Consider the following 26,417-nt stretch of genomic DNA (forward strand, 5'->3'; position numbering starts at 1 on the left):
ATAAAAACATCTTGGAAGAAGAATATATCAGATTAGTTTTTGGTTTAAAATTGAAACAAATACGCACAGATAAAAACCTGTCACTCTTTGGTTTAGCCAAACTAACAGGTTTATCAAAATCATATTTAAACGAAATTGAGAAAGGAAAAAAGTACCCAAAAACTGATAAAATTGTTATTCTTTCTGAGAAGCTAGAAGTGCCTTACGACCATTTAGTTTCTTTGAAGTTAGATAAAAACCTAGCACCTATTGGTGAAATTTTACAATCGAAAATTTTAAAAGAAATTCCTCTTGACCTATTTGGTATAAAAGAAAATAATCTAATTGACATCATTGCCAATGCTCCTGCAAAGGTTAATGCCTTTATTAGTACCATTATTAAGATTTCTCAAAACTACAATTTAACAAGAGAGAGCTTTTTTCTTGCTGCATTACGTTCGTACCAAGAAGCACACAACAACTATTTTGAGGATATTGAAACAAAGGTTACAGATTTTATCAAGGCTTATCAAATCAACCCAAACAAACCTATTACTTCAAAAGATTTAGAAGAAATTTTAATCGAAGAATATGGTTATACTATTGATAGCGAAGAACTATCCAAACATCAAAAATTATCTGAACTCAGAAACATCTATATTCCAAAAAACAAAACACTTCTTATATATAACGATATAAACGAAGCACAAAAAACATTCATTTTTGCTAAAGAGATAGCCTATAATTATTTACAAATTAAAGATAGGTTATACACTTTTCCATGGATAAAATTTGACAGTTTTGACGAAGTATTGAATAATTTTATCGCTTCTTACTTTGCAGGTGCTTTAATTATTCCGAAAGATGATTTAATTCAAAAACTAACACAACTTTTTTCTTTAGAAACCTGGCAACCTTTACAATTGCACAAAATTATTAGGAGCTATAATTGTTCTGACGAAACGTTTTATCAACGTTTAACTAACATCTTACCAAGACATTTTAATATTAAAAACCTGTTCTTTTTACGTTTTACTCATAAAGAAGGTTCTCCGGTACATAGACTTTCAAAAGAGTTACATATTACACAACAACAGTCTCCTCACGCCAATCGTAATAACGAACATTATTGTAGAAGGTGGATTGCCATTAAAACAATTCAGGACTTAGAAGTATCAGAAGAAAAAAAATCGGCTTACGGAATTCAAATTTCTTCGTACGAAAATTCTCAAAAGGAGTATTTAGTTCTTTCTGCAGCTACCGCAGATCCTTTTAAAGAAAAAATTAACCGCAGTGTAAGCATAGGTATGTTACTTTCTCCACACTTAAAACGCAAACTTCATTTTTTTAATGAAGATACTTTTACAAAAAAAACAGTAGGTGTTACCTGCGAAACATGCGCAGTACAAAACTGTAACGAACGGGTGGCAGAACCTTATATTTTACTAAAACAATCTAGAAATAAAGAAATAGAAAACACTGTTGAAAACATCATTCAATCGTATACCTAAACACCTTGTTTTGTACGTTGTTTTTCTTATTTTAGCACACGCAAACAAATAACTTACCATGGATCTTAACTTCAACAAAAACGAAGACCACAATAAACTTTTAGTATCAGATTTACGTAGACGCTTAGCCAAAGTTAAATTAGGCGGTGGACAAAAACGTATTGACAAGCATCATGAGAAAGGAAAATTAACAGCTCGTGAACGTATTGATTATTTATTAGACGATAAGTCTAAGTCTATCGAAATTGCTGCTTTTGCAGGTGAAGACATGTATCAAGAACATGGTGGATGTCCTTCAGGTGGTGTGGTTGTAAAAATGGGATATGTTAGTGGTAAACAATGTATTGTTGTTGCTAACGATGCCACCGTAAAAGCGGGTGCTTGGTTCCCAATTACAGGAAAGAAAAATTTAAGAGCTCAAGAAATAGCAATTGAAAATAAACTACCTATTATTTATTTGGTAGATTCTGCTGGGGTTTATTTACCAATGCAGGATGAGATTTTTCCTGATAAAGAACACTTCGGAAGAATTTTTAGAAACAATGCGGTAATGAGTAGCATGGGAATCACACAAATTGCTGCCGTTATGGGAAGTTGTGTTGCTGGTGGTGCTTACTTACCTATTATGAGTGATGAAGCACTTATTGTAGACAAAACAGGAAGTATTTTCTTAGCGGGTAGTTATTTAGTTAAGGCTGCTATTGGTGAAACTATTGACAATGAAACATTGGGTGGAGCAACTACACATTGTGAAGTATCTGGGGTTACCGATTATAAAGCAAAAGATGATAAAGATGCTTTAGATACCATTAAAAACTTAATGGATAAAATTGGAGATTATGACAAAACTGGATTTAATCGTAAAGAAGCGTTTCCTCCAAAAGAAAATGAAGATGATATTTTCGGAATTTTACCAAAAGCTCGTAATGAGCAATACGACATGATGGAAATCATCAAGCGTTTGGTTGATAACTCTGAATTTGAAGAATACAAAGCAGGCTATGGTCAAACCATTATTACTGGATATGCTCGTATTGATGGATGGGCAGTAGGTATCATTGCTAACCAACGTAAAATTGTAAAATCGAAAGGAGCAAAAACTAAACCTAGCGAAATGCAATTTGGTGGAGTAATTTATAACGATTCTGCTGATAAAGCTACTCGATTTATTGCCAACTGTAACCAGAAGAAAATCCCGTTAGTTTTCTTACAAGATGTTACTGGATTTATGGTAGGAAGTAAATCTGAACATAGCGGAATTATTAAAGATGGTGCTAAAATGGTAAACGCTGTTAGTAATTCTGTAGTTCCAAAATTTACGGTAGTCATTGGTAATTCGTACGGTGCAGGAAATTACGCTATGTGTGGTAAGGCCTATGACCCTCGTCTTATTTTTGCATGGCCAAGTGCTGAACTAGCTGTGATGAGTGGAGCCTCTGCCGCTAAAGTATTACTACAAATAGAAACTGCCGCTTTAAAGAAAAAAGGAGAAGAAATTACTCCTGAAAAAGAAGCAGAATTATTCGATAAAATTAAATCGAGATACGATAATCAAATATCTCCTTACTATGCTGCTGCAAGAATTTGGACCGATGCTGTAATTAACCCTCTAGACACCAGAACATGGATTTCTATGGGAATAGAAGCTGCTGACCACGCTCCTATTGAAAAGCCTTTTAACTTAGGAGTTTTACAAGTTTAAAACACAGAAAACAGCATGAAGAGGAAAGTGTTTTGGGGCATTATTGCCCTTGTTATAGGCTTTGTAATCTATCAAGTGTATATTTTCACCTTATCTGAAAATGATAATATCAAGTCTATTTACTTAGTTCCTGATGATGCTGTTTTTATAGTTGATACTGAAAGACCTATTGACACTTGGGATGAAATAAGCTCAAGTGAAATTTGGATGCATCTTCAATCCAATCAACAAATCAATAAGCTATCAGAAGGTCTCCATAGTTTAGATGAAACCTTTAAAGCAAAAAAGGAAATTTTCGACTTTATTGGGGAACGTAATCTAGTTATTTCAGTACATGTATTTAGTCCCAGAAAATATGGGTTATTATACGTTGCGGATTTACAAAAGCTCTCTAAACTCATTTTTCTAAAAAGAGCTATAAGTAACTTAGCTGGAGAAGACTATAAGGTAACGAAACGAGTATACAAAGAGCACGAAATTATAGAACTCTATAATAAGAAAACTAGAGAAACCTTACATCTTTCTTTTATTAAAAACCAAGTTATAGCTTCTTATACTCACCTTTTGGTTGAACAATCAATTGACCAATACTTAAATCCTGTTATTGGTCGTGATCTCAACTTTTTAGAAATAAAAAAGAAAACAGATACTGATGGATTTTTTAATATCTATTTACAACATAAATATCTAAAAGACTATTTAAATTGTTTTACCAGTTCAAGTAATTTAGATTTCTTAAATAAAGAAGCATTCTTCTACTCTGGTTTAGATATATCCATTGTGGAAGGAGTTATCGTTCAAGCTACTGGTTATACAAACGTTGACACTAATTCACAGACCTATTTAAAGGTATTACAAAAGTCTGGGGTTGGTAAGCGTAGTGTTGCTAAAATAGCTCCAAAGAACACCTCTTTATATCTTAGCTTTGCTTTTGATGATTTTAAAACATTCAATAGCAATTTAGAAAAGCTTCAACAAGAAAATCCTACTGATTTTAAGATGTATTCTGATCAACTTACGATGATTGAGGATAAGCTAGACATTAATGTTTCTGAAAACATTTATAGTTGGATTGGTAGTGAAATAGCTTTAATTCATTTTAACACTGAGCTTTCAAAAAACAAAAAAGATATCGCTGCTATTATTAAAGCTGATGATATTGATGACGCTAAAGAAAATCTTCAGCTTGTTCTTTCTAAAATTAAAGAAAACACACCTTTAAAATACAAACAAATCGATTACAGAGGTTATCCTATTAACTTTTTCGATTTAAAAGGATTCTTTAAAATGTTAGCAGGAAACATGTTTTCTAAAATGGAGAAGCCTTACTTTACCATTATTGATGATTTTGTAGTTTTTAGTACTAGTCCAAATACTATTAAAGAAATTATTAATAACCACTTAATAGGATACACACTAGAAAGCTCTGAAAAATTCGATGATTTTAATTATCATTTTGAGAAAAAATCTAGTGTATTTGCTTATGTAAATACTCCAAATTCCTACAAAGACCTTTTAAGTTTGGTTGACAACAAAACTCGACGTGAACTTCAAAAAAACAAACCTTATATAACTTGCTTTTCACAAATTGGAATGCAGCTAATTGCTTCTGATGAATTATTTGAAAGCAATATTTCTCTTGTTTTCGAAAATCCTAAAAACATTGAAATAAATACTCAAAAAGACAAAGAATTAAGAGAAAAACTACTATTAGAGTTAGCTCCACACAAAGACTCTACAAGTACTCAAAATTCAACAACATTTTTTAAGCTTCCACCAATACATCCTTCTGATTTAAGCGCTAAATCATACAAAGAGTTTTATAAAAACGGAAAACTAAAATTTGAAGTTGATTTAGATGATGGCTTAAAAGATGGTTCTTATAAGTCCTTTTATGAAAACGGAAACGTAAAAGTTAAAGGGCATTATAAAAATGGTAAGCAAAGTGGAACTTGGAAAGCTTATGATAAACAAACAGGTGATGTAATTTTCAAAAAACATTTTTAATTGCAATATTTTATAGCATTAGTTACATTTGCCAAGCAAAATTAAAATAGAATACACATGGGAAGAGCATTCGAATTTAGGAAAGCAAGAAAAATGAAACGTTGGTCAGCCATGGCTAAAACCTTCACTCGTATTGGTAAAGATATCGTTATGGCAGTTAAAGAAGGTGGTCCAAACCCCGAAACCAACTCTCGTTTGCGTGTAGTAATTCAAAATGCGAAGGCTGCCAACATGCCGAAAGACAATGTTGAACGTGCCATTAAAAAAGCATCTGATAAAAGTACTGAAAACTATAAAGAAGTATTATTTGAAGGATATGCGCCTCATGGAATTGCTGTTTTAGTAGAAACTGCTACTGACAACAATAACCGTACAGTGGCTAATGTACGTGCTGCTTTTAATAAATGTAATGGAAACTTAGGTACCTCTGGTTCTGTTGCTTTTATGTTTGACCACGTGGTTAACTTTAAAGTAAAAGAAGATTCATTAGGTATGGATTTAGAAGAGTTTGAAATGGAAATGATTGACTTTGAAGTTGAAGAAGTTTTTGCCGACGAAGAAGATAGTTCAGTAATGCTATACGCTCCATTTGAACAATTTGGTGCTATTCAAAAATATTTAGAAGAAAATAATATTGAAATTCTTTCTTCGGAATTTGAACGTATTCCAACAACCACTACTGCGATTTCAGACGAACAAAAAGAAGAGGTAAATAAACTTTTAGAAAGATTGGAAGAAGATGACGATGTCAACAATGTCTACCACTCTATGGAAGAATAATTTTCTATTTCTTTATAAAACTTCAAAATCCAACGATAAAAATCGTTGGATTTTTTTATATATTTATCTCAACCAAACTTCTCACTATTATGATTTTCTATGGAACCAAAGGAGCGCATTTACACAGCGAAAAAGTTAGCGGTGTAAAATGTAATCACTGTGAACAACAAAACGCTCACACCATTAGTATTTTTGGTAAATATTTTTACATTTATTGGATCCCCATTTTTCCTATAGGTAAAAAAGGAGTTTCTGAGTGTAATCATTGTAAAGCCACATACAAACGTAAAAACATGAGTGAACAATTAAAACTAGCTCACGACAACGTAAAACGAAATGCTAAAACACCTTTTACACATTGGATAGGTTCTTTATTAATGGGAGCTATAATTCTCTTTGGAATCTACTCAGCACAACAGCATGATAGTAATGTTATTAACTACATTAACTCTCCTAAAGTTAACGATATTATTGAATACAAATCATCCGACAAAGCCTACTCTACCGTAAAAGTAACAAATGTTACCACCGATTCAATTTTCTTTGTAGCCAACTCTATGGAAATAAGCAGAAGAAGTAAGCTTTATAAAATAGATAAAGAAGAAAACTACAATGCTGAACGATTCGGAATGAGTTTAATTGATTATAAAAAAGCTTTTGACGCTAAAGATTTTTTAGATGTTGATAGATAAAAAACAGGGCATTTAGCCCTGTTTTTTTTATTCTTAATTATACGTTTTCACCAATCTAACAAACTCTGCTTTATAACCATCCTTATCCTCCCCTATTTCTCCTTCTATCAAACTAAGTACATCTTCAATTTTTGAATTATTTTTAAATTTTGATTTACTTAATTGCATTCCAAATAAAGCTACTGCTGAAATAAAATTCATATCATTCGTTGGTGCCAATACTTCATTTTTAACCATTTTTACCAACTCTATACTCTTGTTGCCTTTTGGTAATTTGTACCTAAACTTCACGGTTAATAATTCATCATTAAAACTATCTAATTGTTTATTTTGAGTATACTTCAATTTGGGTAGTTTCTTCAAAAATTTACTTTTTACTCCTACAGGAATTACTTCATACAATGCTGTTACTGTATGACCACTACCTAACTCACCAGCATCTTTTGTATCATCTACAAAATCTTCATCATTCAACAATCTATTTTCATATCCTATTAAACGATACGCTTGCACTTTTTCTGGATTAAATTCTACCTGAATTTTCACATCCTTTGCAATGGTATATAAAGTACCCCCAAATTCTTTACCAAATACCTTTTGCGCTTCTTGCATCGTGTCGATATACGCATGGTTTCCATTTCCCTTATCTGCTAAAATTTCTAATTTATCATCTTGGTAGTTTCCGTAACCAAAACCTAACACTGATAGAAATACTCCTGATTTTCTTTTTTCTTCTATTAACTCTTCCATTTCAGCATTGGTTGAAGCTCCTACATTAAAATCACCGTCTGTAGCTAAAATAACTCGGTTATTTCCATCTTTTATATAATTTTCATTTGCTAGTTTGTAAGCTAACTCAATTCCTTCGCCTCCTGCTGTTGAGCCTCCTGCTTCTAATTGATTCAAAGCCTCTAATATTGTTTCTTTTTCATTTCCTGATGTAGGTTTTAAAACTACCCCTGCTGCTCCTGCATATACAACTATAGTCACTCTATCTTTTTCTCTTAACTGATTTACCAATAATTTAAAAGCTGATTTTAATAGCGGTAGCTTATTTTGATCTGACATAGACCCCGAAACATCTATTAAAAAAGTCAAATTAGAAGCTGGTAAATTTTCTTGTTTATACTCTTTTCCTTTTAACCCAATTCTTACCAGCTGAGTATCTTTATTCCATGGAGTCGTAACAATCTCTGTAGTGATTGAAAAAGGATGTTCTCCTTTAGGTTGCGGATAGTTATAATCAAAGTAATTAATCATTTCTTCAATCTTAACTGCTTCCTTTGGTATTTTTTGACCGCTATTAATCATTCTTCTTATATTACTGTAAGAAGCTTTATCAACATCAATAGAAAATGTAGACAAGGGAGAGTTTACAGGGCTTTTGAAAATATTTTCACTTCTTCCTGCATACGAATCTCTATTTTCAATTTGATTATGTCCTCTAATGCTAATAGCTCCAGTAGAAAAAGCCTTTTTACCTTTTAAAGTACCGTAACTTGTCACTACAACTTCATCTAATACATTGTCTCCCTTCATTACAACATTTATTACCGGACTTTTTCCTACTGTTTTCATCTCTGTTTTCATTCCTACAAAAGAAAATACTAAAACATCTCCTTGTGTAGCTGAAATAGAGTATTTACCATCAAAATCAGTTTCAGTTCCAATAGTAGTTCCTTTTACCACAATAGTAACTCCTGGTAACGGACCTGATTCATCTGAAACTATACCTGTAATTGTTCTTTGTTGCGCTGTAAGTGCTATTGAACTCAACAATAGCATTACATAAAATAGTTTTTTAAACATAGCTTTTCGTTTTAAAGTTTACATAAAACTAGTTAACGCTATATTTTTATAAAACCTTAAATGAGTAAACAAGCTTATTAGAAAAGTAAACGATACTTTTTAGTGAGGTAAAATTTTAGCAAGTGTTTTTTTGCGTTGGATTTTTTTTGTTTCAGTTTCTATGAATTTATCCACAAAATAAACTGCTTTCGGAATTTCATACTTGGTAAGCCCAAATAGATTTCTCACTTCATTCGAAATGACGTCATTTTTCTCTCCTTCAACTATCAAAACTAGCTTCTCTCCTAGTTTTTTATCGTTGATACCTGTAACAAAAAAGCGATTTGAAATAATTTTAGAGAGTTTTTCTTCTATTTTCTCTGGATGTAGCTTTACTCCTCCAGAGTTAATCACGTTGTCATAACGTCCCAACCATTCAAATTCGGTATCAGAAATCAAACGAATTACATCGTTTGTTATAATTTTCTCTTCAGCTACTTTTGGCGCATCAATCACTAAACAATTTCGATTATCTTGAGAGAGTTGTACTTTAGGAAGTGCCTTATAGTGAGATTTCTCACTATCGTTAGAAATGATATTGTTTAACTTTTTAACAGCAATATGTGTAATTGTTTCTGTCATTCCGTAAGTGGCATAAATTTCAGTTGATTTATTTTGAATAGCTTCAATTAAATCATTTGCTACAACACCTCCTCCTACAATAAGTTTCTTTATTTTATGAATACTAGACAAAGAGCTTCTTAACTGCAAAGGTACCATTGCGGAAAAATCATAATTTTTTGTAATTTCAACTTTAGAAGTTGGAGCGACTACATCGATACTCCAACCTAAGGTCAGTGCACGCACTAACATCATTTTTCCTGCAATATAATCAGTTGATAAGCATAATAAAGCTGTAGTGTTTTCTTTTAGACCGAAAAAAGCTCCAGTGGCTTTTGCTGAGTTTATCATAAACTCCTTTTTCAATCGAATTGGTTTAGGTTTTCCCGTAGAACCTGATGTTTGCACTACTACAAAATCTTCTGTGCTAAACCAATCTAATAAAAATTGATATACAGAATCGTTTATAGCCTTCGAAAAGATCAATAATTCATTTTCATTAGAAAAAGACTTTCCGTTTAACTGAAAACTATTATGAAAGTTTAGATTGTCCACTTTGTTTGGAGTACTATTTTGTTGTTATTACTGGTTTCTCTATGTTACCCAGTAGTTTTTCTTTCCAATTTTTCCAACCATATTTTTTTGAGAACAGTAGCAACATTAAAGGATATAAAACAAATACTGGTAAAAACATCTCTATCCCTACCGAAGGATCTGAAGTATCAACAAATAAAGCATCCGTTTGAAAAACGGTCCAATCTGTAGTTACCAAGAATGCAGCTACAATATTATTAATAGCATGCAAACCTAATGCTAATTCTGTTCCTTCATCCATTAGTGTAGTTATTCCGAAAAAGAAACCTGTTCCTATATAAAAAACCATTGAAATATACCCTAGCTTCTCTACTTCTGGGTTTGCTCCGTGGAGTAAACCAAACGCTACAGAAGTTACTATTAATGGAACCCATCTGTTTTTAAACCAAGTACCAAGTCCTTGCATAAAATACCCTCTAAAAAGTAATTCTTCAAAACTCGTTTGAATGGGCAAAAACAAAAATGACACTGCTACTAAAGTGAAAAAAGGCAGAGGTTTAAAGTTCCATGTATAATTTTCAGGAGCTAAAAGAATATCAGAAGATACTACTAGTACAGATAGTATTCCCCATACAAAGAAACCAAACCAAAAGCGATTCCAATCTATTTTATTTCTACTTGTTATAACTGTTTTTATAGCTCTTTTATGAATGTATTTTACTCCTAAAAACAATGAAGCTAATCCAAAAGCAAACATCACCACCATCATAAATAAAAACAAGTTTTTATTTATTCCTAAGCTCATAAAGCTATCATCCGCAGCTCTTAAAAACTCACTAGTGTTTTCAGAATGTAAAATTGCTGTAATAGCCAAAGGGATTACACCTATAAATTGCCACCCTAATAAAACTATAAAAATAACTAGTAAGTATAAATACCACTGGTTTTGTCCTTTATATGCTTGTTGTATAAAATTCATTGTTATATATTAAAATGCCAGTTTTTATTCGTATTGTATCCCAAACTTCCATTTGAAACTTCCAACGGACTTTCAAAATTGTTGGTAAACAAACTACCTGTTCCTAAACCTTGTGGCAACGGGTTATTTAAGGTATACGTCCATTGTGCTATTGCATTTAGCCCTATATTGCTTTCCAAAGCACTGGTTATCCAATTCCCCGCATTATGGTTGGATGCTATTTGAATCCATTCGTTGCTTCCTTTAAATCCTCCTATCAAACTTGGTTTTAAAATAATGTATTGGGGTTGAATTGTAGCTATACATTTTTCTTTCTCTTCTAAAGAAAACACGCCTATCAATTCTTCATCTAGCGCAATTGGTAATGGTGTTTTTTCACATAAACTTGCCATTTCTTGCCATTGTCCTTGTTTTATTGGCTGCTCTATAGAGTGTAATTCTAACTCAGATAATCTTTGTAATTTTTCTAAGGCATTTTTAGGTAAAAAAGCTCCGTTAGCGTCTACACGAAGTTCAATTTCTTTTGGCGAAAACTCTTTTCGTATTGATTGTAACAAGGCTATCTCTGTATCAAAATCAATCGCTCCTATTTTCATTTTTATGGTAGTAAAACCTTGCTGCAACTTATCTTTTATTTGTTGTTGCATAAAGGCCTTATCTCCCATCCAAATTAATCCGTTTATCGAAATTTGTTGTTGCCCTTTAGTAAAGTCAGAAGGAAATAATTCAAACGGTGTTTTGCTTTCTAAGGATAAAAATGCTTGTTCTAATCCAAACTGTATCGATGGGAACTCATTGAGTTCGGATAACAATTTCTCTAAGTCAGAATTAATATTATTACACACCCACTGTAATTTCTCTTCATAACTGAGTGTATCATCAGCACTCAAACCTCTGAACAAACCGCATTCTCCAAAACCTTTCTTTCCTTCTTTTTCTAAAATTATAAACCAAGTTTCTTTAGTTCTTAAAATTCCACGAGAGGTACCACTTGCTTGTTTAAAATTCAGTAAGTATTTATGGTAAGTAGCTTTTATCAATTGTAAGTGTTTTAGTTATGAGCTTCAGAAGCTTTTTTAAAGTTCTCTAAATATTGTTGACTCATTTTTTTAAGAGCTCCTTTAAAGTACGGAAATAAACAACTCATTATATACGATTCACTAGTACAGGTAGTAGTTTGCAATATCTTAGTTGAGTTTCCTTCTGAAATAAATGCATAATCATCTGTTTTTAGCATATTTTCTGCATCAAAGTGAAGAGTAAGCTTTTCATTTTCTTTATATGCTAATACTTCTTCTGTCATAGTTACCAATTTACCTTGATTTTCAACAACTATTTTATATTTACTACCTATTTTATTTGGCTGTTCTTCTAAAGTTTCAATTGATTTCACCTCTGGCATCCATTCTTTCATCAATTCTTCATCCTGAAAATCCGAAAAAACTTCATTTACTGGCTTATTAATTATTACTTCATTGGTATAAACAACTTCTTGTACTACTAGTCCTGTTAAGAAAAATGCAAGAATTAAGACTGTTATTACTCCTAAAATTATTTTGATTTTTTTCATATATAATGTCCCCATAAAAGGGCTACTTAAATAGTTATTGTTTGTCCGATTTCTAAAATCACTAATTCTTTTTTAGCTTGTGAGAACTTTTCTTTAGCTTCTTCGATATCTATTTTTATAGGTGGAAAGGTATTGAAATGACATCCTATCACCTTATCACAAATTACCAAGTCACTCGCTATGATAGCATCATCTACTCCCATCGTAAAGTTATCTCCTATAGGAAATATAGAGGCTGTTAAGCTTGTAGACATTGGTATTAATTGCATATCCATTGTTACCGCTGTATCTCCAGATACATACAAAGACTTTTCTCCTGCTTTTATTACAAAACCACCTGGTTGTCCTCCATAACTTCCATCAGCAAATGAAGAGGTATGAATAGCATTTACATATTTTGCGGAAAACACATCATTTTTATACGTACCTCCATGGTTTACTGGATGTCCTTTCAAACCTTTAGCAGCATAATATGTTACAATTTCAAAGTTTGAGATAATTGTAGCCTCTGTTCTTTCTGCAATGCGCTCTACATCTAATACATGATCTTGATGAGCATGTGTAAGTAATATATAATCTGCTTTTACTTGATCTACGTCTATATTAGATGCTAGTGGATTTCCTGTTATAAAAGGGTCAACTAATACGTGTGTTCCGTTAATTTCAATACCAAAACATGCGTGACCGTAAAAAGTGATTTTCATAAAATTAAAATATAATTCTTGTCTTGCAAATTACAAAACTTGCCCTAGTCCAAAAAGAATTGAAAATAAAAAGGTGCTCAAGGCCACTTTTTTAAGCTCTCCATCTAACAACGCTTCTTCTTTATTTTTATATACAAAAACTAAATGTTTTACCAAAGGAAGGTAAGCTATGATAAATAAAAATTGGTATGGTGATTGAAACTTAATTACTGTGTACAATAATGCAAACATTAAAGATGCTACAATTAAAAAATAATGATAAAACTTTGCAGATTCTGCTCCCATTTTTACCACAAGTGTATTTTTTCCTGATTTTGCATCATTTTCTCTATCTCGCATGTTGTTTAAGTTCAATACCGCAGTACTTAACAAACCAACTGTAATTGCAGGTAAGAAAATCATAAAGTTTAACTGTTTGGTGTATAAGAAGTAAGTTCCAACAACTGCTAACAACCCAAAAAAGATAAAAACAAAAACATCTCCAAATCCGCTATAACCATAAGCTGATTTCCCAACGGTATATTTTATGGCTGCTACTATCGAAGCTATTCCTAACCCGAAAAAAATTATTGAATACAAAAAGTTGTCTTTTCCAAAGGAAACATAAATTAGTAGTAGTGCAATAATAGTCGTAAATACTCCTGTAACAATCATTGCATTTTTCATTTGCTTTGGAGTAATCACTCCTGAAGCTACCATACGTGCTTCTCCTTCTCTTTGATTATCGGTTCCTTTTACACCATCACCATAATCGTTAGCAAAATTGGATAGTACTTGAAAACCGATAGTGGTTAAGATAGCTAACCAGAAAATTCCTGTTTGGAAAAATAACGGACAACCAAAGCAACAAAAAAAACTTTCAGTATTATTTATATAATCATAATTTCCTATTGCTGCTCCAACAATAATTCCTGAAACGGATAATGGTAGAGTACGTAAACGTGCTGCTTTTATGTAGTTTTTCATTGAGATAGTATGATTTTCAAAGATAAGTTTTTTAGACATAAAAAAGGAAAGCTAAGCTTTCCTTTTATCTTAAAGTATATGAGTAGTTTATTTATTTACTACAGCATCAAAACCTACTTTTGTTCCTGGTTTATCTATAAAATATTCTCTTTTGTCTACCAAAACATTATCTCTAAGAATTTCCATTGTTATTGTATAAACACTAAAATTATCTGTGGCTTTATCTTCATATTCAAAAGCTAAATTAGCTGCAAAATTAATTTCATCTGTATACGATTTCTTATAGGGAAAAACATTAGTTGTTGTAGTATTATCGTACTTAAAAAAACCTGATTCTAAAAAAATGGTTTTAATTCTCCCATTATTATCATTGCTTGTACTCGTAATATTAAACGTTACTGTTGTTAAAGCTCCATTTCCTTCAAGAGAAAAATCGGTGTCATCACACGATGTTAATAACACTAGGCATAAAAAGGTAAAAAGGTATCTCATTCTTTTTTGTTTTTGAATTATTTTTCAACAAACTTACTACAAAGAAAAAAGTGTGCTACTCTCGTAACACACTTTTAAGAAAACTTTATATTTCTTTACTATAGGTTATTTGCTTCCGCAATTAACTCTGCTATGTCTTTTACTTGTATTTGCGATTCTTTTTCTTTGAACTTTACACCATCAGTCATCATGGTATTACAGTAAGGACATCCGGTAGCAATAATTTGTGGGTTTGTTTCTAAAGCATCTTCTGTTCTTAATACATTAATATCCTTATCTCCTTTTTCAGGTTCTTTAAACATTTGTGCTCCTCCTGCTCCACAACATAAGGCTGTTGACTTATGACGTTTCATCTCAGTCATTTTTACTCCTAAACGACGAATTAATTCACGTGGACTTTCATATACATCATTTGCACGTCCTAAATAACATGGGTCGTGATATGTTAAACGTTTTCCATTTAAGTTTTCATCTTCAATAGTTAAACGTCCTTCTTTAATTAACTTACTAATATATTGAGTGTGATGATACACTTTATACTTTCCTCCTAATCCAGGATATTCATTTTTTAATGTATTAAATGAATGTGGATCACAAGTTACAATCGTTTTTACTTCGTAAGCATTTAATACTTCAATATTAGTAACTGCTTGCATTTGAAATAAAAACTCATTTCCAGCACGCTTTGCTGCATCTCCTGTTGAACTTTCTTCGGTACCTAATACTGCAAAATCAACTCCAGCTTGTTGTAATATTTTTACAAAAGCTCTTGTTATTTTTTTTGCTCTATCATCATAACTTCCTGCAGCTCCTACCCAAAACAACACTTCTGGTTGTTTTCCTTGAGCCATCATATCTGCCATTGTTGGTACGTTCATAATTCTTTATCGTTTAATTGTTGAACTGTTTTTTTGTTTACATCCTCAAATTACCGAGGTTACTTTTTAATTTTTACGGAATAGAATAGTAAAAACTACTCTTCATCTTTCCAGTTTAATCTATCCATTTGACTATACTGCCAAGGCGCTCCGTTATTTTCAATATTAGTCATCATCATATTTAACTCTTGTGGAGCTGCTGATTCTTCCATTACTAAATAACGACGCATATCCATAATAATAGATAAAGGATCAATGCCAATAGGACATTCTTGCACACAAGCATTACAACTTGTACATGCCCATAATTCTTCCGGAGTAATATAGTCGTTTAATAATTGCTTTCCGTCATCTTTAAACTCACCTCCATTTTCGTCAATATTCTTTCCTACTTCCTCTAAACGGTCACGTGTTTTCATCATAATAGCACGTGGTGATAATTCTTTACCTGTTAAGTTTGCTGGACAAGATGAAGTACAACGTCCACACTCGGTACAAGTATATGCGTTCATTAACTGTACCCAATTTAAATCAGTTACATCAGATGCTCCGAACTTTTCTGGTTCACCCTCATCCTCTCCCTCTTCAGGCATAGCATACGGATCAGCATCTGGATCCATCATCATTTTCACTTCCTTCGTTACCGCCTCTAAGTTATTAAACTGTCCTTTAGGGTTTAAGTTTGCAAAAAACGTGTTAGGAAAAGCTAATAAAATATGCAAGTGCTTAGAGTAGTATAAATAGTTTAAGAAAATTAAAATCCCTACAATATGTAACCACCAAGCTGTTTTTTCAATAGTATGTAATGATTCTGTAGAAAAACCATCAAACCAAGGTGCTATAAATTGAGAAACTACATTCCCTATTCCTGCTTCTTGAAAAGCAACATCTGTTGCATTCATTACTAAGAACAAAGTCATTAACACCATTTCAAAGTATAAAATGATATTACCATCATTCTTTGGCCAACCTTCCATTTCTTTGTTCCAAAAGCGCTTTACCTTTTCAATATTTCTTCGGAACCAAAAAACTGTTACTGCTACTAAAACTAATAAAGCTAATACTTCAAAGTTACCTATTAAGAATCCGTATAAAGCATCTCCTATTATTGGTTGAAAAACGCGGTGTGTACCAAACAGTCCATCAATAACGATTTCTAACAATTCAATATTGATTAAAATGAATCCAACGTACACAACAATATGTAAAATACCTGAAACTGGACGGCGTACCATTTTATATTGCCCTAAAGCTATTTTTGCCATGTTTTTCCATCGCTCAGGTTTTCTATCCGTTCTATCAATATCCTTCCCTAATTTAATGTTTCGTATTAACTTACGAACATTCATTACAAAATACCCGATACCTGCAATTAAGATAAGTGCAAAAAAGATGTTTGGTACGTATTTCTCCATCGTTCTTTAATTATTAAGTTTTGTTAGATTTATAAAATGTAAGCTTATTTGTTACTTACATTTTTGGTATTATTCTCTTCGTTATACGGCTTTGCTTTTTTCCCAAATAATGAGAAGTGTACAAACCGTTTTGGATTTAGTTTCATTTCTCTTAACAATTCTTCTAATTCTTTAGAAGCATTGGTAAGGTTAGTATACATTTTTTCATCAGTCATTAACTTTCCTAAAGTTCCTTTTCCTGATTTCATATTAGCTAACAAACCGTTTACATTTGCTAAAGTTGCTTCCAGTTTTTTTACAGACTCTCCTAAATTCGCTTTTACTAAATCATCTGATACTTTAGAAAAGTTATCAGTAATCTTTTTGGTATTAGCTAAGGTAGTATTTAAGTTTTCTTTATTATCGGCTAATAATGTATTTACAGAAGATAATGTTTTACGAACATCAGAAATAGTTCCTTCTAAACCTAAAATACTTCTGTTTAAACTCTGGCGAGATTTTTCATCTAATACTTGGTTAAACCCAATTAATAAAGAGTCTGCCCCTACTAAAACATTTTCTAATTTTGCTTGAATAGGGTTTAGTTTTTCACCTACTGATGAAAATATATCTGATTCAACCTCTCCTTTTAAATAATCTCCTGACTTAGCTATTTCACCATCATACTTAGGAACAATTGCTAAATTCTGACCTCCCATCAAGCTTGCTGAATAAATTTTAGCTATACTATTTTTAGAAAAATTAAAGTCGGTATCTAATGAAATTTTCACAATTAAGTTCCCTTTTTTATTTGGACTTTCATTGAATCTAATTTCATCTACTTTTCCTACTTTCAAACCATTAATGGTAACAGAACTAGCTTCATTCAAACCATTAATATTATTGTACTCTACAAAGAAGTGTCTTGCATTGGCGCTGAACAAATCTTGTCCTTTTAAGAAGTTATAACCCCAAATAAATAGCGCAATAACAACGACAGCAACAATTCCTGTTTTTAGTTCTTTAGACATAGAATATATTTATACGAGCGAAAATAATAATAATTTTGGGAGTATAAATATAGAATACCTCTAAATTAATGGTTTTTCAGTGCTTCTTTTATTGAAATTCGTTTTCCGTTTTTAAAAGCTACCACCCAAGCATCTTTATATCCTTTGCTTCTTACCTTAGGTAACACCTTTTTTATCCCAGATAAACTCGGTGAGTTTCCGTAGTAATATTTGTAGTAATTATCTATGAATAAAGATTCTACATTTTCTAACCCTTTAAAACTACTTGTTGAAAGTTTTTTTCTAGATGCTGCTATTTGTACTCTAAACACAACACCTGTAGATACTTCTTTGGGTTTTGTAGTTTTTTCCTTTGGTGTAGTTTCTTTTTTAACAATTTTCTTAGGTGTTTCTTTTATTGTTGCTGGTTTTGAAACCTCTTTTTCTACTAATGGTGCATTAACTGTTAGAGTTTCACTAATTGTGTTTAGTTTTAATCGCTCAAAATACTTTCTTATTGCTTGAGCTATTGACTTTGCCATTCTTATTTGACCTTTTCTAGAATTTAGAAATTTACCTTCATTTTTATTCGTTAAAAAACCTAACTCTATTAAAACACTTGGCATAACAGTTTCTCTTAGCACTAAAAAATTTGCTTGCTTTACCTTTCTATTATTTCTTTTTATGGCTACAAAGTTATTTTGAACTAAACCTGCAATTCCTAAACTATTTTCTAAGTTTTCTTCTTGAAGTACTGACAATCCAATAACTGATTCTGGCGAATTTGGGTCATAATCATAATTTTGCTTATAATTATCCTCTAATAAAATTACCGAGTTCTCTTTTTTAGCAATCTCTAAGTTCTCTTTATTCCCACTCAGTCCTAATACAAAAGTACTTGCTCCATGTGGATCTGGTCTTCTAAAAGCATCACAGTGGATAGACACAAATAAATCCGCCTTCTTATCATTCGCTATTTTAGCACGATTATGTAGCTCTACAAAAACATCTTTTTTACGAGTATAAACTACTTCAATATCTTTTGAAGTCAGCAACTCTTTACCAACATCCAGCGCTACTCTTAAAGCGATATTTTTTTCTCTAAAACCATTTCCTAAGTTTCCTGGATCTTTTCCTCCATGTCCTGCATCAAGAACAACTGTATATTTTTTTTGGGCTGAAACCGATAATATTCCTCCGTACAAAACAGTTAAAGAGGTTAGAATGATTAAGCTTAATTTTGAGATATTATATTTACGGAAATTTAAGAATCGCATCAATAAAATTTAACTATTTTTGGTTTTTAAAATATAGGCATTCAAATAGCACGCCAAAGTTTTTAAATATAACACAAAAATAGTATTAATAATATTGCGAGCAAATCCAACTTACATACTTTTAGCTTTCTACCTTTTTTGTTTTCAGCTAAGTACTGCGCAAGAATTTGGCAAGAAAGGTATTACTCATCAAAAACCTAATAAAGACTCAATTTTTACTAGTCCTAAAGATACCTTAATAGGTTTAAAAAACAATGCTCTTGTTAACAAAAAAAGAGATACCGTTGCAAACGATTCTATTAAACCGAAAGAAGTAATTGATGGTATAATTACTCATGATGCTGAAGATTATACAATACAAAATGCCAAAGACAAGACAATTACTTTATACAATAAAGCTCATGTAACATATACTGATATTGATTTAAAAGCTGGAATTATTATTCTAGATTATAAAAACAATATGGTATATGCTAAAGGTATTAAGGATAGTACTGGCTATCACCAACGACCTCAATTTAAACAAGGCGGACAAGAATCTGAGCAAGACTCTATTTTATTTAACTTTAAAACTAAGAAAGCTTTAGTTTATGGTGTTAAAACAGACCAAGCAGGAATTATTACTTACGGAGAAAAAACAAAAAGAGTAAATGACTCTACCATTTACATGCGAAGGTTACGTTTTACCACTTCTAAAAAGAAGATTCCAGATTACTATATTCAAACAAACAAAGCAAAACTAGTCCCAGGTAAAAAAATTATTGTTGGTGGTAGTAACTTAGTATTAGCTGATGTACCAACTCCCGTTTATTTGCCTTTTGCTTATTTTCCTTTAACAGATAAAAGAACATCTGGTTTTATTATTCCTTCTTGGGGAGAAAGCAATAATCAAGGTTTTTTTATGCAAAATGGAGGTTATTACTTTGCATTAAGTGACTACTTTGACTTAACTGTATTAGGGGACTTATATACCAATGGTAGCTGGGGATTAAATGCTTCTTCTAACTACTATGTTCGTTATAAATTTAATGGAAGTTTTAGTGTTCGTTTCGAGAATCTTATTCAAGGGATACGTGGTTTAAGTGATTATCAAAAGTCTACTAATTTTAACCTTAGATGGAGTCATAGTCAAGACGCTAAAGCTAGTCCAAATTCACGTTTTTCAGCCTCTGTTAACCTAGGAAGTAGTAAGTATTATCGTCAATCTTTAAACGAATTTAATAGTTCTCAATTCTTAAATAACACGTTGAGTTCATCTATTTCATATTATAAAAATTTTGTAGGTACTCCTTTTAACCTTAGCCTAACTGCTACTCACTCACAAAACACCAATACAGAGTCCATTACCATGACACTTCCTTCTTTACAACTTAATATGGATCGTATTTATCCATTTGCAGGAAAAGGAGGAATTAAAAAGAACGCTATTCAGCGCATGGGGCTTAACTATAGTATGCAAGGTCAATATCAAATTAATACTACTGATGACGAGTTTTTCACTTCTAAAATGTTTAAAACAGCAAAAAAGGGAATACAACATAACTTAAGTACAAATACAAGTTTAAAAGCTTTTAAATACTTTACATTATCACCTAGTGTAAACTATAAGGATGTTTGGTACTTTGATCAAATCAAAAAACGATATGACCCTACCGCCGTAAACAAAGACGGTAATTTTGGTGCTGCTGTTAATGATACTATCAGTGGTTTTACACGTTATAATGAATATAATTTCGGAGTTTCATTATCTACCAATATATATGGTACATTTAACTTTAAAAAAGGCCGTTTAAAAGCGATTCGTCATACAATTAGACCCTCTATTTCATACGGATATCGTCCAAATTTTGCTGATGATTATGATTTAACAGTTCGTCAAAGTTCTGATCCAAATGACTTATTAACCTACTCTCCTTTTGAAGGTGGTATTTATGGAACACCTGGAAGTGGAGTTTCAAACTCTATTGGTATTTCTGTAAACAATGTTTTAGAAGCCAAAGTAGCTCCAAAAGACCCTGACAGTGATGAAGAGGATAAAAAAATTACTATTCTTAACAATTTAAATTTCAGTACAAGTTATAACATTGCTGCTGATAGTTTACGTTGGTCTCCTGTAAGAGCTAATGCTGGTACACGTCTTTTCAAAGATAAACTCGCTTTAAACATGAATGCTACTTTCGATCCTTACCAAGTAAACAGCAAAGGACAAAGAATAAATAAATTTAATGGTAGTCTTCTTAGAATGACTAATTTGGGAGTAACAGCAAACTACTCTATTTCTAGTAAAGATTTTGAAAAAAATAAAGATGGTAAAGATGACTCTGATAATAAAAGTGGAAATGGAGCTCAAGACACCCCAGACGTTTTTGGAGAAGATATAGGCCCTACCAATGGTTTTTCGAATAATAGAAGTAACAAAAAAGGAGAAAGCGAAACTAAAGAAACCGAACTATACAGAGCTAAAATCCCTTGGACTCTTAATTTAGCTTATAGTATGAGCTATACAAACAATGGTTTAGAAAGTAAAATTGGTAATAATACATTAATGTTTAGTGGCGATGTTGAACTTTCACCTAAATGGAAAGTTGGTTTTTCTTCTGGTTACGATATTAAAGACAACGCTTTCACCTACACTAGATTAAACTTTTCTAGAGATTTAGATAGTTGGCGATTTAATTTTAATTGGACTCCTTTTGGTGTTAATTCTTCTTATAATTTCTTTATTGGAGTTAAATCCTCTGTGTTAAGCGACCTAAAATGGGATAAAAATAAACCACCAGATAGAGTTTTATTTTAGAAGTTAGAAAAATCTAACTTTTTCCTTTTAACAAAGTAAGCAACTTTATAAACTCAAACTAAAATGAAAAAAATAATAACAACTGAAAAAGCTCCGGCTCCAATTGGTCCATATAACCAAGCCGTACTTAGCGGAAATACTTTATACACTTCTGGACAAATAGCTATTAACCCTGAAACTGGTGAGTTAGTTTTAGATTCTATTGAAGCAGAAACAAAACAAGTAATGCAAAACATGAAAGAAGTATTAGCTGCTGCTGATATGACTTTTGAAAACGTTATTAAAACTTCTATTTTTATTTCAGATATGCATAACTTTTCAAAAATTAATGCTGTTTACGGTGAGTATTTCGATGACGCTACAGCTCCTGCTCGTGAAACAGTAGAAGTTGCTAACCTACCTAAGTTTGTTAATGTAGAAATTAGTATGATTGCTGTTAAGTAAGACAATCTCAAAACATGAATAAATAAAAAATCCACTTTTAAAAAGTGGATTTTTTATTTATATCGCTTTTATTAATAATTCAGCAGTTGATGGATTCGTAGCTAGCGGAACATCGTGTACATCACACAAACGCATTAACATAGAAATATCTGGTTCATGAGGATGTTTTGCTAAAGGATCTCTAAAAAATAGTACCATTTGACATTTCCCTTCTGCTACTCTACCAGCAATTTGCGCATCACCTCCAATAGGTCCTGATAAAAATTTTGTTACTTCAAAACCTGCTTTTTCAGCTTTCTCTCCAGTTGTTCCTGTTGAAATTAACTGAACACTTTTTTGATGTAAGACATCTTTGTGTTCATTTAAAAACTGAACCATTTCAGCTTTCATTCCATCATGTGCTATAATTGCTATTTCCATAAATAATGTTTAAAAAAGTATTCCCGCCAAAAGCGGGAATACAATATTACAAAATATTTTATGCTTTTATAAAGAAGCCGAATACTCTAACAAGTCTACAATTTTTGTTGCATATCCAAACTCATTATCGTACCAAGAAATTACCTTGAAAAAGTTTTCGTTTAATTCTAGACAAGCATCAGCATCAATTACTGATGTTCTTGTTTCTGAAACAAAATCTTGTGATACTACCTCATCTTCTGTATATCCAATAATTCCTTTAAATTCACCTTCAGAAGCTTCTTTTAATGTTGCTAAGATTTCTTTTAATGAAGTCGATTTATCTGTTCTAAACGTTAAATCCACTAAAGAAACATCTGCCACAGGAACTCTAACTGCCATCCCTGTTAATTTACCTTCTAACTCTGGAATAACCTTCGTTACTGCTTTTGCCGCCCCTGTTGACGTAGGAATAATATTATTTACTACCGAACGTCCTCTTCTCCATTTCTTATTAGGTCCGTCAACGGTGTTTTGTGTTGATGTTGCTGCATGAACCGTAGTCATTAACCCCTCTTTCAATCCAAAATTATCATGAATCACTTTTGTTAATGGCCCTAAACAGTTTGTTGTACATGAAGCATTTGAAAAAATAGTTTCATCGGCAGTTAAATCTTCATGATTTACTCCCATTACATACATATTAGCGTCTTTAGAAGGTGCTGATATAATTACTTTCTTCGCTCCTCCAGTAATATGCATCGCTGCTTTATCTTTATCGGTAAAAAAACCTGTAGATTCGATTACATATTCTGCTCCTGCTTCATTCCATTTAAGGTTCTCAGGATTTCTTTCAGCAGTAATCCTTATTGTTTGTCCATTTACTACTAAGTTTCCGTCTTTCACTTCAATATCTCCTTCAAATCGTCCATGAACAGAGTCATACTTCAATAAATAGGCTAAATAATCTACATCTAACAAATCGTTAATAGCCACAACTTGAATGTTGTCTCTTTTTATTGCAGAACGGAATGCTAATCGACCAATTCTTCCAAATCCGTTAATTCCTATTTTTATCATTATTTAAAATTTTATATTCTTGTTTAAGTGGTCATAATATCTGATACGCGTAATAATTCGGTATCGATATTATGCTGACCTTTGATTGCTTTTTCTAAATCGGTAGCTATTACTTTATTATCTTTTAATCCTACCATCAAGTTTGTCTTTCCATCAAGTAAAAGTTCTACAGCACTTACTCCTAACCTACTTGCTAAAACTCTATCAAAACATGAAGGAGAACCTCCTCGCTGCATATGTCCTAACACAGAAACCCTCACTTCATATTCAGGTAAGTTTTCTTCTACATAATCAGCTAATTCAAATACATTTTTACCTGTTTTATCTCCTTCTGAAACTACTACGATACTTGACGATTTCCCTGATCTTCTACTCTTCTTCAAAGATTCCAACATTCTTTCCAGCCCTAAGTCTTCTTCAGGAATTAAAATCTCTTCTGCTCCTGCTCCAACACCAGCGTTTAGTGCTATAAATCCTGCATCACGCCCCATAACCTCAACAAAGAAAAGTCGATTATGAGAAGATGCAGTATCTCTAATTTTATCAATTGCTTCTACAGCTGTATTCAAAGCTGTATCGTAACCAAGTGTATGACTTGTTCCTGAAATATCATTATCTATGGTTCCAGGAATTCCTATTATAGGGAAATTGAACTCTTTATTAAAAATCACTCCTCCTGTGAAAGAACCATCTCCACCAATTACCACCAAGGCGTCTACATTGTTCTTTTTTAGACTTTCATAGGCTTTTTGACGTCCTTCTTTAGTTCTAAAATCTTTTGAACGAGCCGATTTTAAAATGGTACCTCCCTTGTGAATTATATTATTCACACTTCTAGCGGTTAATGGAATTAAATCTCCTTCTATCAATCCTTGATACCCTCTGTAAATTCCCATACAATCCGTTCGGTAATAAGCACAAGTCCTTACAACAGATCGTATCGCGGCATTCATTCCTGGAGCATCCCCTCCAGAAGTCATCACTGCTATTTTTTTAATTTTTCTCATAAAACGAATATCAAATTTACTCAATTTTAGTCATTTTTAAGTAAAAAAACAGCAAATTCATTTTGCTTTTTAATTGAAGTTTAACGTTTGATTTTATTTGATTATTTACAAGCGATGTAACAAAGCAAAATAGATAATCAATCTCTTTGAAATACAATGTTGTTGTAAAGCTTTACCCTTATATTAATTTTAGCTTTCAAGTTAAAAAAACAGACATTATAAAGCACTGAAATTAAACGTATTCACATTGTAAAAACATTAAATTTAGGAAGAAAAATATATTAGCAATAAAGTTTTAGTCTATACTCTTAAGTTAGAAGAATTGAGGTATTAATTTCAACAACAATATTTAAATAACTATTGAACTGCTTTATCGTAACTAGATATAATTTTTTGTATTCTTTTATTTTCAAAAACTGAAGGATATAACTCTTTTACTATTGTATGGTACTCAAAATCGATAGCTAAAGCATTATTCAAATGTGTTACACTATATTCCTCTTTACCAAGAATCATAAATAACCCACAAAGTCTATATTCAATTTCTGCAAACTCTTTATATGTTTTTTTCGCCTGAATTAATGTCTTAAGAGCCTCACTAAACTCTCCTAAGAATAATAATATATCTGCCAATGCAACATATATCTCAATTTCTCTATCTCCTAGTGATAAGCAAGTTCTGAAAGCTTTAACGGATTCTTCGTAAAAATTGAGTTTTAAATTGATATCTCCATAACGTCTCCAATATAAAACGTTTGCCTCATCTATATGAATGGCTTTGTTAATGTAATAAAGTGCCTTTTGATAATTTCCTTGGTTATAACAAGCATTTGTTAATAAAATCCAACCTCTATCTAAAAGTGGGTCTTCATGTACTGCCTTTTTATAAAAATGTATTGCTGTTTGTGTATTCTCAAGTTTCTCATAACACTCTCCTATTCTTATATAGGCATAAGCCGTTGGATCATCTAACTCTAGTGTAACTAAATAATTTTCTATAGCTTCTTCGTACCTCTTTAACTCTTCTAAAGATTTTGCTTTCTCTAAATAACCTCCTATAAAACTATCATCAATCAATACTGCATAATCAAAAGCTGTTAATGCTTCTTTAAACATTCCTAACTCAAAATATTGTCTCCCTAATTGATGCCACGCTACTTCGCAATATGGATTTTTATCTAAATATGAATTTAAAAATTTTATTGCATCCTCATGACTATCCTCCATATCAAAACAATAAACTATATTGTACAACGATGAATAATCTTCATAATCTACCTCAATACATTTAGCAAAATTTAAACGTGCATTTTCAAAATCATCAAGATATAAGTATTCCATACCTATCATAGACCAAACATCAGATGGATCTTCTATGTACTGCAAAGATTCTTTTAAAATAGCAATTGCTTCTGTGTGCTGTTTCTTTTTAGATAAGATAATTGCTTTTTGGATAAATACCTCATCATTATGAGGTTCTACAGCTTCGATATTAGATAGCATCTTAATTGCTTCGTGCAATTCGTCTTCAAAAATTAAAATTTCTACTTTCATTAATTTTAATTGAATTGAAGATGGATGCTGCTCCAAACCTAACTGTACAGCTTTTTTTGCCAACGATTGCTTACCTATATTTAAATAATGCTCTATAATTGTTTCAAACTCTACAGCATCGAAAAAATATACCTCGTTGGTTTTCAACATGGATTCAAATTTAGATATTGACATAGGCTACAGATTTGAATTTATATAAAGTTACTACAAGAACAATACCTATTTACTCATATGTTTATTTCTTTTCAACAA

23 protein-coding genes are annotated in these 26,417 nt (G+C 31.8%); 7 read left to right on the forward strand and 16 right to left on the reverse strand.

Going from position 1 to position 26,417, the window contains the following annotated elements; genetic code table 11:
• The first annotated feature begins 11 nt into the window (after positions 1–11).
• The 5 genes from D6T69_RS11370 to D6T69_RS11390 all read left to right on the forward strand — a co-directional run bounded on the left by D6T69_RS11370 (position 12) and on the right by D6T69_RS11390 (position 6,671).
• Positions 12–1,490 (forward strand): helix-turn-helix domain-containing protein, encoded by a 1,479-nt coding sequence (locus D6T69_RS11370; RefSeq protein WP_125069272.1) that lies wholly within the window; start codon positions 12–14, stop codon positions 1,488–1,490.
• 58 nt (positions 1,491–1,548) lie between these two features.
• Positions 1,549–3,192: an acyl-CoA carboxylase subunit beta gene (locus D6T69_RS11375; RefSeq protein ID WP_125067848.1), complete on the forward strand. Its 1,644-nt coding sequence runs from the start codon at positions 1,549–1,551 to the stop codon at positions 3,190–3,192.
• A gap of 15 nt (positions 3,193–3,207) precedes the next feature.
• Positions 3,208–5,199 (forward strand): DUF3352 domain-containing protein, encoded by a 1,992-nt coding sequence (locus D6T69_RS11380; protein ID WP_125067849.1) that lies wholly within the window; start codon positions 3,208–3,210, stop codon positions 5,197–5,199.
• A gap of 57 nt (positions 5,200–5,256) precedes the next feature.
• Positions 5,257–5,979 carry a YebC/PmpR family DNA-binding transcriptional regulator gene (locus D6T69_RS11385; RefSeq protein ID WP_099216239.1) on the forward strand — a complete coding sequence of 241 codons (723 nt, stop codon included), beginning with the start codon at positions 5,257–5,259 and terminating at the stop codon, positions 5,977–5,979.
• An 89-nt stretch (positions 5,980–6,068) separates the two neighbouring features.
• Positions 6,069–6,671: a zinc-ribbon domain-containing protein gene (locus D6T69_RS11390; protein WP_125067850.1), complete on the forward strand. Its 603-nt coding sequence runs from the start codon at positions 6,069–6,071 to the stop codon at positions 6,669–6,671.
• A 33-nt stretch (positions 6,672–6,704) separates the two neighbouring features.
• Here the strand turns inward: D6T69_RS11390 and D6T69_RS11395 are convergent, their stop codons facing one another.
• From D6T69_RS11395 to D6T69_RS11450, 12 genes are all read right to left on the reverse strand, one after another.
• Complete coding sequence (locus D6T69_RS11395; RefSeq protein ID WP_125067851.1) at positions 6,705–8,480, reverse strand: vWA domain-containing protein; 1,776 nt, start codon at positions 8,478–8,480, stop codon at positions 6,705–6,707.
• A gap of 99 nt (positions 8,481–8,579) precedes the next feature.
• Entirely contained in the window at positions 8,580–9,635 is a 1,056-nt protein-coding gene (locus D6T69_RS11400) for an AMP-binding protein (protein WP_125067852.1), read from the reverse strand.
• A 13-nt stretch (positions 9,636–9,648) separates the two neighbouring features.
• On the reverse strand, positions 9,649–10,593 hold the full coding sequence (locus D6T69_RS11405) for a CPBP family intramembrane glutamic endopeptidase (protein WP_125067853.1): 945 nt from the start codon (positions 10,591–10,593) through the stop codon (positions 9,649–9,651).
• A gap of 2 nt (positions 10,594–10,595) precedes the next feature.
• Positions 10,596–11,633: an o-succinylbenzoate synthase gene (locus tag D6T69_RS11410; RefSeq protein ID WP_125067854.1), complete on the reverse strand. Its 1,038-nt coding sequence runs from the start codon at positions 11,631–11,633 to the stop codon at positions 10,596–10,598.
• 11 nt (positions 11,634–11,644) lie between these two features.
• Complete coding sequence (locus D6T69_RS11415; protein WP_125067855.1) at positions 11,645–12,163, reverse strand: SRPBCC family protein; 519 nt, start codon at positions 12,161–12,163, stop codon at positions 11,645–11,647.
• Between the two features lie 26 nt (positions 12,164–12,189).
• Positions 12,190–12,867, reverse strand: coding sequence for a metal-dependent hydrolase (locus tag D6T69_RS11420; protein WP_125067856.1), 678 nt, complete (start codon positions 12,865–12,867; stop codon positions 12,190–12,192).
• A gap of 30 nt (positions 12,868–12,897) precedes the next feature.
• Positions 12,898–13,833: a 1,4-dihydroxy-2-naphthoate octaprenyltransferase gene (menA, locus tag D6T69_RS11425; RefSeq protein ID WP_164506720.1), complete on the reverse strand. Its 936-nt coding sequence runs from the start codon at positions 13,831–13,833 to the stop codon at positions 12,898–12,900.
• 87 nt (positions 13,834–13,920) lie between these two features.
• Positions 13,921–14,325: a hypothetical protein gene (locus tag D6T69_RS11430; protein ID WP_125067857.1), complete on the reverse strand. Its 405-nt coding sequence runs from the start codon at positions 14,323–14,325 to the stop codon at positions 13,921–13,923.
• 98 nt (positions 14,326–14,423) lie between these two features.
• Positions 14,424–15,203 carry a (Fe-S)-binding protein gene (locus D6T69_RS11435; RefSeq protein ID WP_099216248.1) on the reverse strand — a complete coding sequence of 260 codons (780 nt, stop codon included), beginning with the start codon at positions 15,201–15,203 and terminating at the stop codon, positions 14,424–14,426.
• 95 nt (positions 15,204–15,298) lie between these two features.
• On the reverse strand, positions 15,299–16,618 hold the full coding sequence (locus tag D6T69_RS11440) for a 4Fe-4S dicluster domain-containing protein (protein ID WP_240628304.1): 1,320 nt from the start codon (positions 16,616–16,618) through the stop codon (positions 15,299–15,301).
• Positions 16,619–16,662: 44 nt separating this feature from the next.
• The gene (locus D6T69_RS11445; protein ID WP_125067858.1) at positions 16,663–17,628 is read right to left on the reverse strand and encodes an MlaD family protein; all 966 of its coding nucleotides are present in this window, start codon (positions 17,626–17,628) and stop codon (positions 16,663–16,665) included.
• A 65-nt stretch (positions 17,629–17,693) separates the two neighbouring features.
• Positions 17,694–18,884, reverse strand: coding sequence for an N-acetylmuramoyl-L-alanine amidase family protein (locus tag D6T69_RS11450; protein WP_125067859.1), 1,191 nt, complete (start codon positions 18,882–18,884; stop codon positions 17,694–17,696).
• 94 nt (positions 18,885–18,978) lie between these two features.
• Here D6T69_RS11450 and D6T69_RS11455 point away from each other — a divergent pair, with 94 nt between their 5' ends.
• On the forward strand, positions 18,979–21,681 hold the full coding sequence (locus D6T69_RS11455) for a putative LPS assembly protein LptD (protein ID WP_206197811.1): 2,703 nt from the start codon (positions 18,979–18,981) through the stop codon (positions 21,679–21,681).
• A 63-nt stretch (positions 21,682–21,744) separates the two neighbouring features.
• Positions 21,745–22,125 (forward strand): Rid family detoxifying hydrolase, encoded by a 381-nt coding sequence (locus D6T69_RS11460; protein WP_125067860.1) that lies wholly within the window; start codon positions 21,745–21,747, stop codon positions 22,123–22,125.
• A 57-nt stretch (positions 22,126–22,182) separates the two neighbouring features.
• Here D6T69_RS11460 and D6T69_RS11465 read toward each other — a convergent pair whose 3' ends face one another.
• From D6T69_RS11465 to D6T69_RS11480, 4 genes are all read right to left on the reverse strand, one after another.
• Positions 22,183–22,545, reverse strand: a complete 363-nt coding sequence (locus D6T69_RS11465; protein ID WP_125067861.1) for a methylglyoxal synthase — start codon at positions 22,543–22,545, stop codon at positions 22,183–22,185.
• Positions 22,546–22,611: 66 nt separating this feature from the next.
• Positions 22,612–23,604 carry a type I glyceraldehyde-3-phosphate dehydrogenase gene (gap, locus tag D6T69_RS11470; protein WP_125067862.1) on the reverse strand — a complete coding sequence of 331 codons (993 nt, stop codon included), beginning with the start codon at positions 23,602–23,604 and terminating at the stop codon, positions 22,612–22,614.
• Between the two features lie 23 nt (positions 23,605–23,627).
• A complete protein-coding gene (gene pfkA, locus D6T69_RS11475; protein WP_125067863.1) occupies positions 23,628–24,611 on the reverse strand; it encodes a 6-phosphofructokinase in 984 nt (327 codons plus the stop codon).
• A 357-nt stretch (positions 24,612–24,968) separates the two neighbouring features.
• The gene (locus tag D6T69_RS11480; protein WP_125067864.1) at positions 24,969–26,339 is read right to left on the reverse strand and encodes a tetratricopeptide repeat protein; all 1,371 of its coding nucleotides are present in this window, start codon (positions 26,337–26,339) and stop codon (positions 24,969–24,971) included.
• Positions 26,340–26,417 lie beyond the last annotated feature (78 nt).

Origin of the sequence: Tenacibaculum singaporense (assembly GCF_003867015.1) — a bacterium.
In the GTDB taxonomy this organism is placed as follows: domain Bacteria; phylum Bacteroidota; class Bacteroidia; order Flavobacteriales; family Flavobacteriaceae; genus Polaribacter; species Polaribacter singaporensis.

What these genes read in the sequence shown, in the direction of transcription:
- pfkA (WP_125067863.1), bottom strand. Translation starts at nt 24,611, where the DNA reads ATGAGAAAAATTAAAAAAATAGCAGTGATGACTTCTGGAGGGGATGCT.
- D6T69_RS11450 (WP_125067859.1), bottom strand. Translation starts at nt 18,884, where the DNA reads ATGCGATTCTTAAATTTCCGTAAATATAATATCTCAAAATTAAGCTTA.
- D6T69_RS11435 (WP_099216248.1), bottom strand. Translation starts at nt 15,203, where the DNA reads ATGAACGTACCAACAATGGCAGATATGATGGCTCAAGGAAAACAACCA.
- D6T69_RS11480 (WP_125067864.1), bottom strand. Translation starts at nt 26,339, where the DNA reads ATGTCAATATCTAAATTTGAATCCATGTTGAAAACCAACGAGGTATAT.
- D6T69_RS11445 (WP_125067858.1), bottom strand. Translation starts at nt 17,628, where the DNA reads ATGTCTAAAGAACTAAAAACAGGAATTGTTGCTGTCGTTGTTATTGCG.
- D6T69_RS11440 (WP_240628304.1), bottom strand. Translation starts at nt 16,618, where the DNA reads ATGGAGAAATACGTACCAAACATCTTTTTTGCACTTATCTTAATTGCA.
- D6T69_RS11465 (WP_125067861.1), bottom strand. Translation starts at nt 22,545, where the DNA reads ATGGAAATAGCAATTATAGCACATGATGGAATGAAAGCTGAAATGGTT.
- D6T69_RS11385 (WP_099216239.1), top strand. Translation starts at nt 5,257, where the DNA reads ATGGGAAGAGCATTCGAATTTAGGAAAGCAAGAAAAATGAAACGTTGG.
- D6T69_RS11395 (WP_125067851.1), bottom strand. Translation starts at nt 8,480, where the DNA reads ATGTTTAAAAAACTATTTTATGTAATGCTATTGTTGAGTTCAATAGCA.
- D6T69_RS11375 (WP_125067848.1), top strand. Translation starts at nt 1,549, where the DNA reads ATGGATCTTAACTTCAACAAAAACGAAGACCACAATAAACTTTTAGTA.
- D6T69_RS11430 (WP_125067857.1), bottom strand. Translation starts at nt 14,325, where the DNA reads ATGAGATACCTTTTTACCTTTTTATGCCTAGTGTTATTAACATCGTGT.
- D6T69_RS11415 (WP_125067855.1), bottom strand. Translation starts at nt 12,163, where the DNA reads ATGAAAAAAATCAAAATAATTTTAGGAGTAATAACAGTCTTAATTCTT.
- D6T69_RS11460 (WP_125067860.1), top strand. Translation starts at nt 21,745, where the DNA reads ATGAAAAAAATAATAACAACTGAAAAAGCTCCGGCTCCAATTGGTCCA.
- D6T69_RS11405 (WP_125067853.1), bottom strand. Translation starts at nt 10,593, where the DNA reads ATGAATTTTATACAACAAGCATATAAAGGACAAAACCAGTGGTATTTA.
- D6T69_RS11420 (WP_125067856.1), bottom strand. Translation starts at nt 12,867, where the DNA reads ATGAAAATCACTTTTTACGGTCACGCATGTTTTGGTATTGAAATTAAC.
- D6T69_RS11390 (WP_125067850.1), top strand. Translation starts at nt 6,069, where the DNA reads ATGATTTTCTATGGAACCAAAGGAGCGCATTTACACAGCGAAAAAGTT.
- D6T69_RS11380 (WP_125067849.1), top strand. Translation starts at nt 3,208, where the DNA reads ATGAAGAGGAAAGTGTTTTGGGGCATTATTGCCCTTGTTATAGGCTTT.
- menA (WP_164506720.1), bottom strand. Translation starts at nt 13,833, where the DNA reads ATGAAAAACTACATAAAAGCAGCACGTTTACGTACTCTACCATTATCC.
- gap (WP_125067862.1), bottom strand. Translation starts at nt 23,604, where the DNA reads ATGATAAAAATAGGAATTAACGGATTTGGAAGAATTGGTCGATTAGCA.